General features: G+C 54.8%; 13 protein-coding genes. 7 read left to right on the top strand and 6 right to left on the bottom strand.

From position 1 onward, the window contains the following. Nucleotides 1-567: 567 nt before the first annotated feature. The 6 genes from GSQ62_RS08160 to GSQ62_RS08135 form a co-directional block, all read right to left on the bottom strand. On the bottom strand, nt 568-801 hold the full coding sequence (locus GSQ62_RS08160) for a hypothetical protein (protein WP_161889049.1): 234 nt from the start codon (nt 799-801) through the stop codon (nt 568-570). Next, nucleotides 776-1,378 (bottom strand): RNA polymerase sigma factor, encoded by a 603-nt coding sequence (locus tag GSQ62_RS08155; RefSeq protein WP_161889048.1) that lies wholly within the window; start codon nt 1,376-1,378, stop codon nt 776-778. Before GSQ62_RS08155 ends, GSQ62_RS08160 begins: the two co-directional genes overlap by 26 nt. Before the next feature lie 294 nt (nt 1,379-1,672). After that, nucleotides 1,673-2,044 carry a group III truncated hemoglobin gene (locus GSQ62_RS08150; RefSeq protein ID WP_161889047.1) on the bottom strand — a complete coding sequence of 124 codons (372 nt, stop codon included), beginning with the start codon at nt 2,042-2,044 and terminating at the stop codon, nt 1,673-1,675. Nucleotides 2,045-2,508: 464 nt separating this feature from the next. Next, nucleotides 2,509-2,847: a hypothetical protein gene (locus tag GSQ62_RS08145; RefSeq protein WP_161889046.1), complete on the bottom strand. Its 339-nt coding sequence runs from the start codon at nt 2,845-2,847 to the stop codon at nt 2,509-2,511. Between the two features lie 532 nt (nt 2,848-3,379). After that, entirely contained in the window at nt 3,380-3,514 is a 135-nt protein-coding gene (locus tag GSQ62_RS08140) for a 30S ribosomal protein THX (protein ID WP_161889045.1), read from the bottom strand. A 90-nt stretch (nt 3,515-3,604) separates the two neighbouring features. Further along, nucleotides 3,605-4,336: a T9SS type A sorting domain-containing protein gene (locus GSQ62_RS08135; RefSeq protein ID WP_161889044.1), complete on the bottom strand. Its 732-nt coding sequence runs from the start codon at nt 4,334-4,336 to the stop codon at nt 3,605-3,607. Nucleotides 4,337-5,170: 834 nt separating this feature from the next. Here GSQ62_RS08135 and uvrA point away from each other — a divergent pair. The 7 genes from uvrA to plsY all read left to right on the top strand — a co-directional run bounded on the left by uvrA (nt 5,171) and on the right by plsY (nt 17,551). Then, entirely contained in the window at nt 5,171-7,975 is a 2,805-nt protein-coding gene (gene uvrA, locus GSQ62_RS08130) for an excinuclease ABC subunit UvrA (protein WP_161889043.1), read from the top strand. A gap of 117 nt (nt 7,976-8,092) precedes the next feature. Then, nucleotides 8,093-9,442, top strand: a complete 1,350-nt coding sequence (locus GSQ62_RS08125; RefSeq protein WP_161888298.1) for a transposase — start codon at nt 8,093-8,095, stop codon at nt 9,440-9,442. A gap of 435 nt (nt 9,443-9,877) precedes the next feature. Next, nucleotides 9,878-10,639, top strand: a complete 762-nt coding sequence (tpiA, locus tag GSQ62_RS08120) for a triose-phosphate isomerase (RefSeq protein ID WP_161889042.1) — start codon at nt 9,878-9,880, stop codon at nt 10,637-10,639. A 96-nt stretch (nt 10,640-10,735) separates the two neighbouring features. After that, the gene (locus GSQ62_RS08115; protein WP_237587075.1) at nt 10,736-11,113 is read left to right on the top strand and encodes a hypothetical protein; all 378 of its coding nucleotides are present in this window, start codon (nt 10,736-10,738) and stop codon (nt 11,111-11,113) included. Between the two features lie 8 nt (nt 11,114-11,121). Further along, nucleotides 11,122-11,952, top strand: a complete 831-nt coding sequence (prmA, locus tag GSQ62_RS08110) for a 50S ribosomal protein L11 methyltransferase (protein WP_161889041.1) — start codon at nt 11,122-11,124, stop codon at nt 11,950-11,952. An 18-nt stretch (nt 11,953-11,970) separates the two neighbouring features. Next, entirely contained in the window at nt 11,971-16,740 is a 4,770-nt protein-coding gene (locus GSQ62_RS08105) for a hypothetical protein (RefSeq protein WP_161889040.1), read from the top strand. Between the two features lie 166 nt (nt 16,741-16,906). Then, nucleotides 16,907-17,551 carry a glycerol-3-phosphate 1-O-acyltransferase PlsY gene (gene plsY, locus GSQ62_RS08100; protein ID WP_161889039.1) on the top strand — a complete coding sequence of 215 codons (645 nt, stop codon included), beginning with the start codon at nt 16,907-16,909 and terminating at the stop codon, nt 17,549-17,551. Nucleotides 17,552-17,627 lie beyond the last annotated feature (76 nt).

Here is a 17,627-nt window from a genome sequence, read left to right as displayed (position 1 = left end):
TATATTTGAATATAATAAAACAAACTCTTAGACAAGGTCGTATATTGTTATAAAGTAACACACGTAGATAAAAAAGGCCGCCCCTATAAGGAGCGGCACTGAGTTGAACATAGTTTTAGTTAGCGATCATCGTTCTTCCTAAACAGGAAGGCGACCGCAATGAGAATTAAAAAAATCTCGTACGGTGACATATTTGTAGTCTTTAAATAGTAAAAAAAATATTTAGTCATATTCTTTTACGACAATAGAGGCTATAGGTTTGTCAGCAACACGAGATCTTATAAAGAAGCCTGCCATTTGAGCAGGCTTCTCTTTTTGGATGCCGTAGCGATTGAGGCGGCACCGGATATGGAAAAGTGCAGAGAAGGTATTGTGCAAGCAATTCTCAGCTATCTTGTGGTGTGAGAACCAGCCACTGTTGGAAGCATTCCGTATAGAATCGGAGTAGCAGGCAGGTAAGGAGTAGCAGGCAGGTAAGAAGAAACATAGTAAACAAAAAGCGCCGCCATATATAGGGCGGCGCTTTTTGTTTCTCGCTCAATATATTGTGTGCGAGAGCGGGTGCAGTCAGTTAGACTGCAAACTTAAGCTTTTTGAGTAATTTAAAATGTTGTCGATGGCCTGCCGGCGGGGCGCTTTCACGGCATCGTCCAGCAGCTGTTGTATCAGGAGCAGCTCAGAGCAGCTGTCTGCCAGCTCCATGTCCTGCGCCAAAGCCAGTTCCAGCTGCTCGAAGGCCTCATCGGCCAGTTCGTTGTATACATACTGGATAAGCTCATTCTGAGTAGAGGTTTTTATCATATGCTATGTTGTTGTTTTGCATCTTCTTCCGCAGGTTGATGAGCGCGTAGCGCATACGACCCAGGGCAGTGTTGATGCTCACACCAGTAGCGTCCGCTATCTCCTGAAAGCTCATCTCGGCGTAATGCCGCATCATGAGCACTTCCCGCTGCGTCTGGGGCAGCGTCTGGATAAGCTCGCGCAGGCGGGCGTGCGTGTCCTCCTTTATCTGGATAGACTCTGCCGAGTCCTCCGAAAAAGACATATTGTTGAACACGTTGCTGCCGTCCTCCAGCATGATCATCGGGCTGCGCTTCTCCTTCCGGAAATGGTCGATCGCCAGGTTGTGGGCAATGCGGCATATCCACGAAGAGAACTTGCCTTCCTCGTTATACCGGCCGCCTTTCATGGTGTGGATCGCTTTGATAAACGTATCCTGCAACAGATCTTCGGCTGTATAAGAATCTTTAACTATTAAATAGATCGTGGTGTAGACTTTGTTTTTGTGCCTGTTTACCAGTTGTTCGAACGCACTCTCTTTGCCTGCGATATAAAGCGAAACTAAAGCAGAGTCGCTTATAAGGGTGGATGTATTCATGTTAAAGCTACATTAGTGTAACGTAGAGCTTTATATCATATTGTAGCGTTTACTTGTTGGAACAGTCTTTTTTATGAAGTGCAAATCAAATATATCAAATGCATTTTTATTGTGCAAGTGCTGGTTCTGGTATCACTTAAAAAATATTTTACTGCTATATAGCCACTCCGGCACCTGTCGCTGGGCCGGATTTTGCAAAGTATTTGCTGTATTTCTCTGACAAGTGCCGTGCCATGAAAGCCAGGACGGAAAACGATTTCCCAAGCGTGCCGGTATCTACGCAAAATAGCCTGTTTAGGGTTGCCCGATCAGCCCCAGCCGCATCTGGAAAATATGCGCAATGCCGGCGGCTTTCTGTTTTGCATCGGTGGCCCTGGCCCCTTCGAACAGGTCGGCCAGGGTTTGCGTGAAAAGTTCTATCCAGCGGCTGAAGTGCTGCCTGTCTACGGGCAGGGGCAGGTGCTTCGGGAAAGGCTGCCCCTTGTAGGCCATGCTTCCGAAGAGCACGGTGCTCCAGAACCTGTACATGATGGGCAAGTGGTGCTGCCAGTCTACCCGGGCAAAGTCGTTGAAGACCGGCGACAGCAGCTCGTCCTGGTTCACGCGGTCGTAAAATGTGTCTACCAGCAGTTTCACGTCTGCCTCGGTTTCTATGTCTTTTTTCATCTCTGTTCCCCTTCTTGTATGGTCAATCTTTAAAAGCCTCGTTTCATCCGGCGCATTGCCGGCGTGCCCCGTTGGCATTATTTGTTTTTCAGGCAGTTGTATATGCCCGCTGCGTCAGCCTATTACTGAGGCGGCAGTTTATATATAGCCAGTGGCCTGCAAGGTACGGTACATGGGTGCTGTTAAAAAATGACCTGAATCACCTTGAGGCGAATACGATTCGGGCAGGGGAGCAGAGGTTTATTATTCAGCCGGGGCGGGCTATCTATATATAATAGCTGGGGTTGGTGCAACAGGAGCATCTGCGTGTGGCGCTCGGATGCCGGCTGTCGATGGTAGAAGCTATATAGAGATGTCGTCTTGCGTCTACTGTCTATTTAAGCGTGCGGACATAAAAAATCCTTCGAAAGAGATGGGGATCTTGCCGAAGGATAGGTTGTAACCAAGTAATTGCCGCGGGCGCTCTACTTTCTGCTGTAGCCTTTCAGGCGGTTCAGGATGAGCAGCAGGCGGCGGTTAATCTCACGCTCTTCCACAAGCGAGCACTGTGCCGATATATGCATAGGCGTTTTCAGTTTCTCCTCCACATTTTTCAGGTGTTTGAGGTAGCATTCAACAGTGGTACACGAGATGTTCTGCAGCGCGTCTTCCTGCACGTCATGCTCTTTCCTGTACTTCAGGTTGATGGCTTTTGCAATCTCCTTGTTTATCAGCTTCGTTACGGCCTCGTCGGTGGTAATCTCCTGCTGGCACACCTTCCGTTCGATGTTCTCCAGCAAGCTTCGGATGTCAAGTACTTCCATAGGTGGATAATTAAGGGTTGTAAATTAGTTTCATGCTGCTTTCGGGTGTAAAGCTACGCATCCGCAGCAGATGCGTTTGCGCCTGAAAGGATAGTTTACAGAACGTTAACAGAGATGCCTGTTTTACAAACTTTGGTTGGCATTTGGGCTACACTCCAATCATCTGCTCACTTCTCTTGGCTCTGACGGCAAACTTGCCTAAGGTAAAATTTAACAACAAATGTTTATACTTCTGTTGCGTCCATGTGGTTGCAAAGACCCGCTCTGTATCGTTTTTTTTTCCGGGAAAGGTTGTTGTGGGGGAGCGTAGAGGGCAGGGGGGCTGTGTTGGAACATCTACAAGGATGGGTCGGTTCAGCAGGTTGGAAAGTGGAGTCGTGTACGGCTGGTGGCAATACCTTGCGTCTGGCAGGAGCAGGCACGCCGAACTTAACATATAGAAGCCTGAACGAATGTAATCTGAGAAAACACACGGTGCCCCGCCCTGTCCTTGAACAGGGCGGGGCACCGCACGTTCTGCTTTAGAAGCTTTTTATTTACTGGCCTCCGCTTTTTTGGGGGCAGCAGCAGCCTCTGTCGTTTTCTTGTTGGCCACGCGCGGGCGTCTGTTGCCATACGTGCCCTTTGCAATCTTTCCTCTTCTTGATTTTATATCTCCTTTTCCCATAAAATAGATTTGTTAAAACATACATGTTGCTACTACCCCATACGGATACATCGCCCGGGCAGGTTCAGCTTAATTCCAGGGGCGGCGGTTTTACTCCAGCACCACCCGCTGGCGCACCACGTTGTTTCCTGATATGGCAGAAAGCATATATAAACCCTTGTAAGCCTGCAGCTCCTGTAGGGGCAGCGTGATGTTTGCGTTGTTGGCGTGTTGCACGGTGGTGGTGTAGATTACCCGCCCCGACAAGTCGGAGAGTTCCAGGCGCGTTTCCTGTGCCCCGTTGGCATTGCGGATGCTGATTTGGCAATTGCCGTTCGGGCAGGGGTTCGGGGCCAGCATCACCTGCAGCGCTTCAGTGCCGCTGGCTGCAGCCGCAACAGCGATTATTTTCGAGTACTCGTACTGGCCGTCAAAGTCCACCTGCTTCAGCCGGTAGTAGGCCTGGCCGGGCAGCGGACTGAAATCAGTGTAGCTGTAGCTGATTTTTGCGGAGGAGTTGCCGTGGCCATCCACTTTGCCCACCTGCTCGAAGGCCATGCCGTCGGCGCTGCGCTCCACCAAAAAGTGGCTGTTGTTCTGCTCGCTGGCGGTGCTCCAACTCAGCTCTATGCCCTTGTCCGTCGCTGCAGCATCGAAAGTGATCAGCTCCACCGGCAGCGGAGTGATTTCAAGACACGGTTCGTCAGAATCAAGTCGGGCCTGCAGGTCCACGACTTCAGTTGGGATTCGAACGGTGAATTCAAACCCTAAAATCTCAATTGTAGTGTTCTCATAGGTATATACAACGACATCGGGTGCAGTTGTGAAGATAGCCCTGTTCACGGTAAGTTCTACAAATGGATCGGCAGCTAACTCTGCCCTTGATCGGTATTCAAAATCTACGCTTCCAGCAGGAACGAAAGCCAGGCCATCTATGTCATCACAAGTGCCGCCTTCATTGAGTGAAGCACTTAATACTACAACTAAATTGGTAGATGTAGGGCTTTCTTCCTGTACAGATTCATAAGCTACAAGAAAGCAGCCTTGTGGATCATCATAGCTACACTCAGCCGGCTCAACAAGCTGCGCCTTTGCATCGGGCGCCGAAAAGAACGAAAGTATGAAAATACAGATCAGTGATCTGAGGAGAGTAGAGTTTTTCATAGAATAGGGGAAATAGGGTTAGTGTTAAATTCATATACATAGTGGCACAGGTGCTGCCGGAAGAAGGGTGAGCGACGGCAGGCAGTAAAGGCCTGTAACGGGTACAGGCTGGGCAGCAGGGAGCGATGTATAGGAAGGAACCGTAAGGGGAGCAGTTCCTGCAGGCAGGCGATGCCTGTGGTGCGGAAGGCGGGTCATGGGTGCCTTCCTGTGTTACTGATTGTACGTAGCAGACAGGCTATTGATATATCGACTTTGCTGTTTTATATAGGACGATGCTTAGAAACAGTGGCGGGTAAATTGTTTTGGCTGGTGCCGGCGCTGAAATATGGCGGCAACCTGTTGGCTTTTCCGGCGCAGCCGGTGTTATATAGTCCGTGCCCGGCTGCCGCAGCAACTGCAACAAAGGCCTTCAATTTGAGGTTATCTATTCGTATCTTTACAAATTAACTTCAGAAGCAAAAATGGCCTTTGGCTGCTGCGAAAGCCAGCCTCCGGAGAGCCGCTTTCTATATGGCATACATTCCCGATTATAACCTCGACGAGCTCGACGCCCGCCAGCACATCATCATCAAAGGGGCGAGGGTGCACAACCTCAAAGACCTGAGCGTCGCGCTGCCGCGCAACAAGTTCATCGTCATTACGGGGCTTTCCGGCTCCGGCAAGTCATCCCTCGCTTTCGATACGTTGTATGCCGAAGGGCAGCGCATGTACGTGGAGAGCCTCAGCTCCTACGCCCGCCAGTTCCTGGGCCGCATGGACAAGCCCGACGTGGACTATATCAAAGGCATCAGCCCGGCCATTGCCATCGAGCAGAAGGTGAGCATCAAAAACAACCGCTCCACGGTGGGCACCAGCACCGAGATATATGATTACCTGAAGCTGCTGTACGCCCGCATTGGCAAAACCTACTCGCCTGTTTCCGGGGAGGTGGTGCAGAAGGACTCGGTGGCCGATGTGGTGGATTTTATTTTCTCGCTGGAGGATGAGGCGCGCGTGATGGTCCTGGCGCCGCTGCACCAGCACAAAGACCGCACCCTGGCCAAAGAACTGGACCTGCTGCTGCAGAAAGGCTATTCCCGCATCTACGCCAACGGCGAGGTGTATTTTATAGAGGAACTGCTGGAGCAGAAAAAGCCGAAGCTGGGCAAGCACATCTATATACTCGTGGACCGCGCCGTGATATATAAATCCGACGAGGATCTCGCTTTCCGCATCGCTGACTCGGTGCAGACGGCTTTCTTTGAGGGCCAGGGCGAGTGCCGGGTTATATATGGCGGCGGGGAGCGCGTGTTCTCCGACAGGTTCGAGCTGGACGGGATGGTGTTCGAGGAGCCGTCGGTGAACTTCTTCAGCTTCAACAACCCCTACGGCGCGTGCCAGACCTGCGAAGGCTTCGGCAGCGTGCTCGGCATCGACCCCGACCTGGTGATTCCGGACAAGAGCCTCACCATATATGAAGGGGCCATTGCGCCCTGGCGCTCCGACAAAATGAACGAGTGGCTGCAGCCGCTGGTAAAGAACGGCATCCGCTTCGACTTCCCGATCCACCGCCCTTACAACGAGCTGACGGAGGCGGAGCAGGAACTGCTCTGGAAAGGCAACAAATACTTCGAAGGCCTCCACGACTTTTTCAGGCATATACAGGGGCAGACGCACAAGATACAGTACCGCGTGATGCTGTCGCGCTACCGTGGCCGCACCACCTGCCCCGAGTGCCGCGGCTCGCGCCTGCGCAAAGACGCCAGCTACGTGAAAGTAAACGGCAAGAGCATCACCGATCTGGTGCTAATGCCGATCACACAGGTGCTGCCGTTTTTCCGGAACCTGGACCTGACGCAGCACGAGCGGAATGTGGCCGACAGGCTGGTGACGGAGGTCGCCAACCGCCTGAGCTACCTCGAGCGGGTGGGGCTTGGCTATCTTACCCTCAACCGCCTTTCCAACACCTTGTCCGGGGGCGAGAGCCAGCGCATCAACCTGGCCACCTCGCTGGGCAGCGCCCTGGTGGGGTCGATGTATATCCTTGATGAGCCGAGCATCGGCCTGCACCCGAAAGACTCTGAGCAGTTGATTGGCGTGCTGCGCACACTGCAGCAACTGGGCAACACCGTGATTGTGGTGGAGCACGAGGAGGAGATGATGAAAGCGGCAGACCAACTCATCGACATCGGACCGGAGGCGGGCTCCGGTGGCGGCAACCTGATGTTCCAGGGCACTTTTGAGGAAATAACCACGGGCGTGGATACGTACACCGCCAAATACCTGAGTGGCCGGATGGAAGTGCCGGTGCCGCCGCAGCGCCGCAAGTGGCGCAATGCCATCGAGGTGATCGGCGCCCGCGAGAACAACCTGAAAAACCTGAGCGTGAAGTTTCCGCTGAGTGTGATGACGGTGGTGACGGGCGTGAGCGGCTCCGGCAAATCAACGCTGGTCAAAAAAATACTGGCCCCGGCTATGCAGAAACTGCACGGCAGCTCCTCGGAGGCAACCGGTAAGTTTGACAAGCTGGCTGGCGACTACGGCAAAATAGACCATGTGGAGTTTGTCGACCAAAACCCGATCGGGAAGTCGTCGCGCTCCAACCCGGTTACCTATGTAAAGGCCTATGATGCTATCCGGACCTTGTATGCCGATCAGCCGCTGGCGAAGGCACGTGGGTTTAAGCCGTCGCACTTCTCGTTCAACATCGAGGGTGGCCGTTGTGAGGTGTGCCAGGGCGAGGGGCAGGTGAAAATCGAGATGCAGTTTATGGCCGACATTTACCTGACGTGCGAGAGCTGCCACGGACAACGCTTCAAACAGGACGTGCTCGACATACATTATAAAGAGAAGAATATATCGGAGGTGCTGGATATGACCATCGCCGACAGCATTGATTTCTTCTCAGACCAACCGAAGATTGCCGAGCGCCTGAAGCCATTGGATGATGTGGGCTTGGGCTATATACGCTTGGGGCAGTCGAGCAACACCTTGTCGGGTGGTGAGGCGCAGCGCGTGAAGCTGGCCTCCTTCCTCACGAAAGGCGCGACCTCGCACCACGAGAACATCCTCTTCATCTTCGACGAGCCCAGCACCGGCCTGCACTTCCACGACATCAGCAAGCTGCTTACCTCCATGAACGCGCTCATCGAGAACGGCAACACCGTCGTCATCATCGAGCACAACATGGACATCATCAAATCCGCCGACTGGATCATCGACCTCGGCCCCGAAGGCGGCACCAACGGCGGCCACCTGCTGTTCGAGGGCACCCCGGAAGAGATGGTGAAACTGGAGAACAACGACACCGCCCGCTTTTTGAGGGGGAAGGTGTAGGAGGGGGTTGATTTATATATAAACATGAGTCATCCCGGAGTTTAGGACTGGGATAAAAAAGGAGAACCTCCTGTTTTAGTGGTACAGTCTATGTATCACCAAAGACGGGAGGTTCTTATGTTTACTACTTTCAAAAACGCAGCACGCCAAGCCGAGGTTCTCTCCCAGGCTCTGTTTTTCTCCTACCGCCTCGAAGGATTTCTTTCTCCTTTCCTTGCCAGGCTCGATGAGCTGCTGGACCGCCGCCTGGTCTACACTTTCCAGAACCTATGCCGGGCGCTGGTGCGCCACCGCAGCCGCTCCACCGGTCTGCTTCTAAGCGAGCTGGGTGGGGTTGTGCTCTCGCCCGACAAAGCCCCGGCGGGCACCAAGCGCCTGTCTAACCTGCTGCGCAGTAAGAAGTGGTCTGCCCAACTCATCACCGACTACCTGAGTCAAGAGGCCCAAACATACGTAGAGCAGCTGCTGGAAGCGGAACGTGAGCTGCCCCTGCTTTTGTGGGACGAGAGCGTGCAGGAAAAGTGCGAAAGCCTCCAAAGCGAGGGCTTATGCGCCGTGCGCAGCGTCAAAGCTAAACGGCAACTCAGAATCAAGAAGGGCTATTATGATCCCCCCACCCGGGAGCCGGTGCACGTGCCAGGCTTTCGGTGGGTGGGCCTCTTGTGCTGCGGCCTGTGGCAGGCTCCACGCATCGCCCGCTTTGCCTGGTGGAGTAGCCGGGGCAAAGAGGCCACCTCCCTGGAGCAGGTGAAGCTCACGCTGCTCTTGTGGGCCCGCCAGACCTTCGGCCAGGCCGTGCTGCACGTCTTTGACCGCGGCTATGCCTCCTCTAAGTGGCTGGGGCTGCTTTTAGGCCGCCACGACCGCTTCCTCTTGCGCTGGCCCTCCAGGTATAAGCTCGTGGATGGGCGTGGGCTTCTAAAGAATGCCTACCGCTTTTCGGTCGGCCGCAAAGCCACCTCCTCAAGAGTAGTAAGGGACATGGTCCGAAAGATCACTTACCGGCGCAGCCTCTTGTGGCAGCCCTGCCTGCACCCGGACTATGACCAGCCGCTCACGCTCCTGATCTGCCGGCCAGGTAAGAAAGGCCGCCAACCCTGGTATTTGCTCACCAGTGAAGAAGTCAGGAGTGATCGCCAGGCCTGGCGCCTGGTCTTTGCTTACGCCAGAAGGTGGCAGGTGGAGCAGGCCTTCCGCTTCAACAAATCAGAAATGGGCATGGAGTCGTGCCGGCTTTGGTTCTGGTCGAGCCGCATGAAGCTCTTGCAGGTGGTCACCCTGGTGTATGCTTTTCTGCTCTCGCTGCTGGATAAAGAGCTGCGGGAGGCGGTCTCCCATCTCCTTAGGCAGGGCTGCCATAGAACAGGAAAGCGGTGCAGGAAAACTCCTACACCGCTTTACCGTATCCGGCTGGCACTGGCCAACCTCTGGAATCTACTCTATCTATCCCTGCAAACTCCGGGATGACTCATGTTTGCTTTTACGGGACCGGGTCCAACCACCCCTGCCCCTCCTTGTCTAAGGAGAGGAGTTTTTCAGCTAACTCCAACCAAAAGCCAGTAGCTGTAGCAATTATATATGGATATAGAGTTAATATGCATAAAAAGCATTAAATTAAAAATTCCATATATACTCCCTGTATACAACAGGAAGCAGTAGCTATAGAACATATCCCTCTTCTGAAGCAAAAGCAGACTCCCCTCCTTAGACAAGGAGGGGCAGGGGTGGTTGGATATATAGGCAGCACTTACAGCGCAATCATCCAAGCTTATATAGCAAAAACGAAAGCAGAACTACACGCAATTCTAAAGCCACTCCGTAGAAATTATTAAATTGCCACTTCAGTAGCTTAAATTCCAAAGCGTAGCATATATAAGATCATTATAAACAAACATATAGAACATGAGAAAGAAGATTGTTGCAGGCAACTGGAAAATGAATAAAACTTACGAGGAGGCGCTTTCGCTGACATCGGAGATCGATAACATGGTGAAGGACGAAGTGAGCGGTGATGTGACCGTGATCGTGACGCCGCCATTCCCGTACCTGCAGCCCGTGGGTAAACTGGTGCAGGGCAACAGTAAAATGCACCTGGCCGCCCAGAACGTGAGCGAACATGAGAGCGGCGCCTATACCGGCGAGGTGTCGGCTGCCATGCTCAAGTCGGTGGGCGTGGAGTACGTGATCATCGGCCACAGCGAGCGTCGTTTATATCACCACGAAAACGCCCAGACGCTCTACAAGAAAATGAAGCTGGCCATTGCCCAAGGCCTGAAGCCGATCTTCTGCTGCGGAGAGCCGCTGGAGGAGCGCGAAGCCGAAAACCACTTCGACTACGTGGGTCAGCAGCTGAAAGACAGTGTCTCTTTCCTCAGCAACGAGGAGTTTGATCAGATCGTGATCGCCTACGAGCCCATCTGGGCGATTGGCACCGGTAAAACGGCCAGCTCGGAGCAGGCGCAGGAAATGCACGCCTATATCCGGGAGCAGTTGTCGCGCATGTTCGATGCGGAGGCGGCTTATAATTGTACAATTTTATATGGCGGAAGCTGCAACCCTGGCAACGCCCGGGAGTTGTTTGCGCAGGAAGATATAGACGGCGGCCTGATTGGCGGCGCCTCGCTGAAGTCCAGGGACTTCACGGATATCATCCGGTCTTTTTAAAGTATAAAAATAAATTGTGAAAAAGGGTGCCAAACACAAAGATTGGCACCCTTTTTTGTGTAACTTATATTTACCTTTGGATTTAGTATCCTATATATGATGTATCTATTGTTTACAAGCTGGCTGGCGCTGTTCCCCGTTTTCAGAACACCCGCGACAGCGCCTGCCCCCGCCAGCACATTCAGTGCAGCCAAAGATTACTGCCATGTGTACGGGGCCGTGTACCTGGAGCGTGACCCACGGTACAAAAACACGGCCTCGGCCATTGTTTTCCTGAACGAGGAGGAGGCTTTTGCCAACATGGTGGTATATCGCGAGAACAACAAGCTGTTCGCCGACGCTCCGGCCATCTGGTATATCACACCGCACAAGGCCTTTGCCAACCATATCCTTTACGTGACGGACCAGCGCAACCTGGCCGACTTCACGGTATTTTACACAGACGTGCGCTCATCGGCCATATGCCGCGATTAAGTACTAGCATGGATTTTATAGAAGTAACCTTAAAAGTAAACGCAGACTTTGCGGACATCCTGACAGCCGAACTCGGAGAGCTCGGCTTCGACGCTTTTGTGGAAACAGAAGACGGTTTCAGCGCCTATATAACAGAAGACCAGTACAGCGAGATGGCCCTGCAGGAAACGCTGCAGCGCTACGCCGGACTGGTGCAGGTAACATATGGCGTACAGAAAATCGAGCGCCAGAACTGGAACGAGGAGTGGGAAAAAAACTTCGAGCCGCTTTTCATCGGCGGGCAGGTGTCGGTGCGCGCCTCTTTCCACCCGCGGCCGGAACAGGCGAAGTACGACATCGTCATCAACCCAAAAATGTCGTTTGGCACGGGCCACCACGAAACCACCACGCTGATGATTGAAAACCAGCTGACGCTGGCCCACCAGGGCAGGCGCGTGCTGGATATGGGCTGCGGCACCGGCATCCTGGCCATCATGGCCGGAGAACTGGGCGCCGCAGAGATTGTAGCCGTGGAGATAGAGGACTGGACGGTGGAGAACGCCCGCGAGAACGCCGAGCTGAACGGCTACAGCCAGATAGACGTGCGCCTGGGCGGCGCCGAAACCATTGCAGGCGAGAGACCCTTTGACATCATCCTGGCAAACATTAACCGCAACGTGTTGCTGGAGGACATGCCTGCTTACAAAGCGGTACTGAAGCCGGGAGGCTGGCTGCTGCTGAGCGGCTTTTACACCGAAGACCTGCCGATACTCCAGCAGAAAGCCGAGGCGCTGAGGCTGCTATACCAATCGCACCGGGTGAAGAATAACTGGGTGTCCGCCCTGTTCAGAGCACGCTAATACCTGACGCTTACCCTTATGAAACAACTTTTACCCTTTCTTTTTTTCTTTGTCACCCTGGCGGCGCAGGCGCAGTCGAAACTCTCTGATAAGCCTGAGGCGTTTGTCGGGGATGTGCAGGCGATGCTGCTGGCCGGGAAAGTGCCGGACGCAGAAAAGCTTAGCACAGACCTGGCAGAAATCTGGAACAACGGCAAACTCACGGCAAAGCAGCAGCAGCAGGTGATGGACATCAGCCAGCGCATGTACCGCAAGCGCCTCCCCGCCTCGCGCTTCGGCCAGTTCTACACCATGGTGACGGCTGGCATCAACAATCAGCACATACGCCCCGACCAGCTCGACAAGATGCTGGAAGTGACCGAAAAGGCTGTGCAGCAGGAGGAGCCCAAGCAACTCGACCAGTTTCTCACCACCGCCGCCCTCTACCTCACCAGCAACCAACTCTACCAGAATTCCTACTACAGCCTGCGGACCACCGGGGGCGAATTCAGCTTTGTTTACGAGGGCGCCAGCAAGGCAGACGACGCAGCATCTGGCAGCGGCTGGGACGATACCTCCTGGGATGATGAAGCGAGCACCGGGGAAGAAGTAACGGAAGATGATGGCTGGGGCACCGTCATCACGGTTCCGAAGAAAGAAGACAAGCAGAAAGCGGCCCAGGCCCGCAAGGAAAACCAGAAGCGCCTCTTCGTGCCCGAGCAGCCAAAAGTGAGCGGGCCGGTGCTGAAACTGGAGAAAACAAACCTGCTCTTCGTCACGCCCTGGGACTCCACAGCCATATATAACACGGCCGGGCAGCTGATGCTGGCTACCAATCTGTTTGTGGGGGAGGGCGGAAAATTCGACTGGCAGGTGAAAGGTGAGCACGCCTCCGCCGAACTTGGCCAATATAACTTCAACACCTCTTTCGCGGGTTTCAAGGCTCCTGATGTCGCGGTTACCTTTCCGGCGGTGCTGGCCGCGCCCGTGGACGGCGCCCTGGAGTGGATAAGCAGCAAGCGTAAAAGCGGCAATTACCCTTACCCGAAGTTCACCTCGTTCACCAACGACGCGCAGGTGAAGAACCTGGGCGGCAACATTGCCTATAAGGGAGGCTTCTCGCTGGTGGGTGGTATGATAGGCAGCAAGCCGCTGGATGGAAGCCTCTCCGAGATTGTGGTGTCGCATGGCGGGCAGCGCAAATTCCGCTCCCTGGCCCAGAGCTATACCTTCGAAGACTCGCTGCTGCTGGCAAACCGCGCCAGCGTGGCCATTTACCAGCAGGGCGACTCGCTGACGCATCCGGCCGTGCAACTGCGCTTCTCCAGGCCTGCGCAGGAACTGACGCTGACAAAAGACAAAGGGGTTTACGCGGATATGCCCTTCTACGACAATTTCCACCAGATAGAACTGACGGCCGAGCGCCTGCAGTGGAAGCTGGGGGTGCCTAAAATCGAGTTTTCCGTCCTGAATACCAAAACGCTTATTCCGCTGCAGGTAGAGTCCACGGAGTATTTCTCTAACAGCCGCTACCAGCGCCTGGTGGGTGTGGCGCCGTTCCACCCGCTGCAACTGCTGGCGGGCTACGCCTCCAAAGCGAAGAGAACCGACTTCTACACCGCAGACGTAGCCAAAGCAACGAAGATAAGTGAGAACGCCATCAAAGAGGCGGCCTTGGCCATGTCGTACCAGGGATATATAAACTACGACCCGGCCTCCGGCTATATCGAGCTGAAGCCAAAGGCGCTGCATTACGTGAATGCCTCCCGCGATGTGAAGGATTATGACCACCTCATCATCAAGTCAGTGGTGCCTTCCGGCCGCAATGCCACCCTCGACCTGGAAAGCAACAAACTGACGGTGCGGGGCGTGGATCGGATCGTGTTTAACAACGACACGGCCAGCGTGTATATATTGCCGCGCGGCCAGGAAGTCCATATCCTCAAAAACCGCGATATAGAGTTTAACGGGGAGGTATATGCCAGCCGGCTTGCCATCAAAGGCACCGACTTCAGGTTCAACTACAACGATTTTTCCATCGCTCTCACCAAGATAGACACCGTGGCCCTGGTGACGGGCAAGCGCCGGGGGCGCAACGGAGAGGTGAGCGACCAGGTGCTGACCGGTAATTCCGGAGGCATGTCCGGGATCTTATATATAAACAAGCCCGACAACAAGTCAGGGGAGGAGTTTTATGCCGAATACCCCAGATTCGACGGCGTGACGGGCGCGCGGGTGGCTTTTGCCCGCCCCGACGTGGCCGGCGGCGCTTACGACAGCACCGTGTACTTCGAGATGCCGCCCTTCAAACTCGACAGCCTGAGCTCCGGCAGCAACTCCTTCGGCTTTGACGGCACGTTCAACTCCGGCGGCATTTTCCCGCCCATCAAAGCAAAGATGGTGATGATGCCCGACGAGACCCTTGGCTTTTATTACCAGCCGGGGGCGGAAGGGCTGCCCGCCTATGGCGGCAAGGGCATGGTGTTCGATACCATCATGCTGAGTTCCGCCGGCATCCAGAGCAAAGGCACCCTGCAGTATATGGGCGCCACGCTGGAGGCTCCCGCCTATACCTATTATAAAAACGGCGTGACGGCAAAGGGCGGCACCTCTTTCCAGCTTGCCGGGGGGCAGCACAGCGGAGCCGAGTTTCCGGTGGCCACACTTACCAATTACGATATGAACTGGCAGCCGCAGGCCGACACCATGTACCTGCAGACGGTGGCCGAGCCCATGAAGCTGTATCAAGAGGAATTCGCATTTAAAGGCGTTGCCAAACTCTCGCCGGGAGGCCTTTACGCCGCAGGGGTGCTGGACAACCCGGTGGCGAATGTCACCTCCAAAGAACTGCTCTTTAAGCAGCGCACCTTCACCGGAAACCATGCCCAGATGGTGGTGAAGTCGGATGTGGAGGGAAGGCCGGCGGTGAAGGCGCAGGACGGGTCCATTGCCTACGACATGACCAAAGGACTCGTGGATTTCGAGAGCGAGCAGAAAGGCATGACGAGCATCGAGTTCCCGAAGGCGCAGTACAAGACCTCCATGAGCAGCGCCCGCTGGGATATGAACCAGCAGAAGGTGAGCCTGCAGGCGGATGAAGGCGGCGGCAAAAACTGGTTCTACTCGCTGCACCCCGCCCAGGAGGGGCTGCGCTTTATGGCCGGCAGCGGCGAGTACGACCTGAAAAGCAACAACCTGCTGGCCGGTGGCGTGCCCTATATCGCCGTGGCCGACATGCACGTGGTGCCGGATAGCGGCCGCGTGGCCGTGGCGGCCGACGCCACCATCCAGACGCTTCGCAACGCGCGCGTGCTCGCCGACTCCACACAGCAGTTCCACAGGCTATATAAGGGCAATATCGATGTGCTGTCGCGGATGGCGCTGAAAGGCAATGCCGTGCTGGATTACCAGAACGCCGCTGCCGATTCTTTCCAACTGCAGTTCGCCGACTTTATATATGGCAGCCCCGAGGGAGGCAAGAAGAAAACAGCCTACACCACGGCCACGGCCAATATGGACGAGACCACGCCCTTCTATATCTTCCCGCGCATTTTATACAGAGGCAGCGTGACGATGCGGGCCCCAAGGCAGTACCTGGATTTCGATGGGGAGCTGAAGCTGAACTTTACCGGCAACCCCGACGACTCCGACTGGTTCCCTTACAAAAAGGACACCCTGAACCCCGCCAACGTCCGCATCCCCATCATCAACCCGAAGGCAGCCGACGGCACACCGCTGCACACCGGCATCCACATGGCCGCAGGCACGGGCGCATTCTACAGCACCTTTGTGTCTAAAAAGCAGGCAGAGGAAGACCTCGATTTGTTTACAGTAGACGGGCTGCTCTCTTACAACAAGGAACGAAAAGAGTTTAAGCTAGGCCAGGAAGCCAGGGCGTACGGCGACGCCTACGAGGGCAACGTGCTGCACTACAACGATTCTTCCAGAACAGTACACTTCGAGGGGAAACTGAACCTGCTGAAACCGGTGAAGAACTTTACGGTGGAGGCCTCCGGCAGCGGCAGCGCCCAGGCCGACAGCAGCCAATATGACCTGGATGCCTTCCTGGTTTTCGATATGGCGGTGCCGGGCCAGGCGCTTGCTGCCATGGCGGCCACCCTGGGCGGCGATGCGGTGGGAGGCATCGCTGCGGCAGCCCCCAGCGACGCGATGCTGTATAAACTGGGTGAGTTTGTGGGCGACAAGGAGGTGCGCCGTTACGTGCAGCAGTCGGCCACCGAGTATGTGCCGCTGCCCAAACTGTCGAAGAAACTGGTGCGCAGCCTGGTGCTGAGCGATGTGAAACTGCAGTGGGACAACGAGCAGAAAGCCTGGTACAACGTGGGCACCATCGGCCTGTCCAACATCCTGAAAGAAGACATCAGCGCCGTCATGGACGGATATCTGGAGATGCGGCAGGATATGAACGGGCTGCCAGCCGTGAACCTTTACCTGCAGGCCGACCCCTATACCTGGTACTACTTCAGTTTCTTCGAGAACGGCATGACCATGGCCTCCTCCGACGACAAGTTCAACAAAGCGGTGGCCTCCAAGTCGAAGGGCAGCCGCGGGGTGTCGGGCGACTACGGCATATATGCCGGCGAGGCGATTGAGAAGAACCAGTTCCTGGAGCATTTCCGCACGGCCTATCTGGATGGCAAAAACGGCTTTAAGGTGGCGTCGGAGCAGATAGTGCCGGAGTCAACGGGCAACTTCGACTACCTGGAGGAGGAGCCGAAGAAGGAAAAGAAGAAGCGCAGAAAGCGCAATGAGGAAGAGGTTGCTGAGGGGGAGGACGGGACAGAGTAAAATAACCGGGAGCCCTTCACTTCGCGTATAAAGTGACACGAAGGGCCGAAAGGCTGGACCGGGAATTAAGATTTGGCTATATTGGGACTCTTTTTTGCGCCCCGCAGATTTGCGTTTCGCTGACACAGCCGCTGCCGGCGCAAACCCTGGATTTAAAAGACACTACATGGACATAATACTCATCGCGGTACTGGGCATAGCGGCCTATCTGATTGGCTCTATCTGCACGGCCGTCTGGATCGGGAAGGCCTATTACGGCATCGACATACGGCAGCACGGCAGCGGCAACTCCGGCGCTACCAACACCTTCCGGGTGCTGGGAAAGAAGCCGGGCGCGGCCGTGATGCTGATTGATATTTTCAAAGGGTGGACGGCCACCTCACTGGCGGGATTCCTGGTCATCTTCAACGTCATCGAGCCGGACAACCTGGTGATATACCAGCTCATTTTCGGTGCCCTGAGTGTGGTGGGGCATATCTTCCCCATATATGAGCGCTTTGTGGGCGGCAAGGGCGTTGCCACGCTGCTGGGCATGATGCTGGCCATCGAGCCGGTGGTGGCCCTGATGTGCATCGCCATCTTTGTGATTGTGCTCTTTACCTCCAAGTATGTGTCGCTGGGCTCGATGATTGCCGCGCTGGCTTTCCCGTTGCTGCTGCTGCTGCCAAAGTTCCACCCCGAGAACCCGATCCTGATCATCTTCGGCTTCGTGCTGTTTGCCGTGGTGGCGCTGACGCACCGCAAGAACATCAACCGCCTGCTTTCGGGCGAGGAGAGCAAGGCCAACATCAGCCTGGGCCGCAAGCGGTAAGGTATATATGCCTCAGTAGAAACAGAATCAAAAAGCCATCCTGCCCCGCACGATGGCTTTTTAACTTAAATTTATA

Origin of the sequence: Pontibacter russatus (assembly GCF_009931655.1) — a bacterium.
GTDB classification, from domain to species: Bacteria; Bacteroidota; Bacteroidia; order Cytophagales; family Hymenobacteraceae; genus Pontibacter; species Pontibacter russatus.
This window is presented reverse-complemented; position numbering and strand designations above follow the sequence as displayed.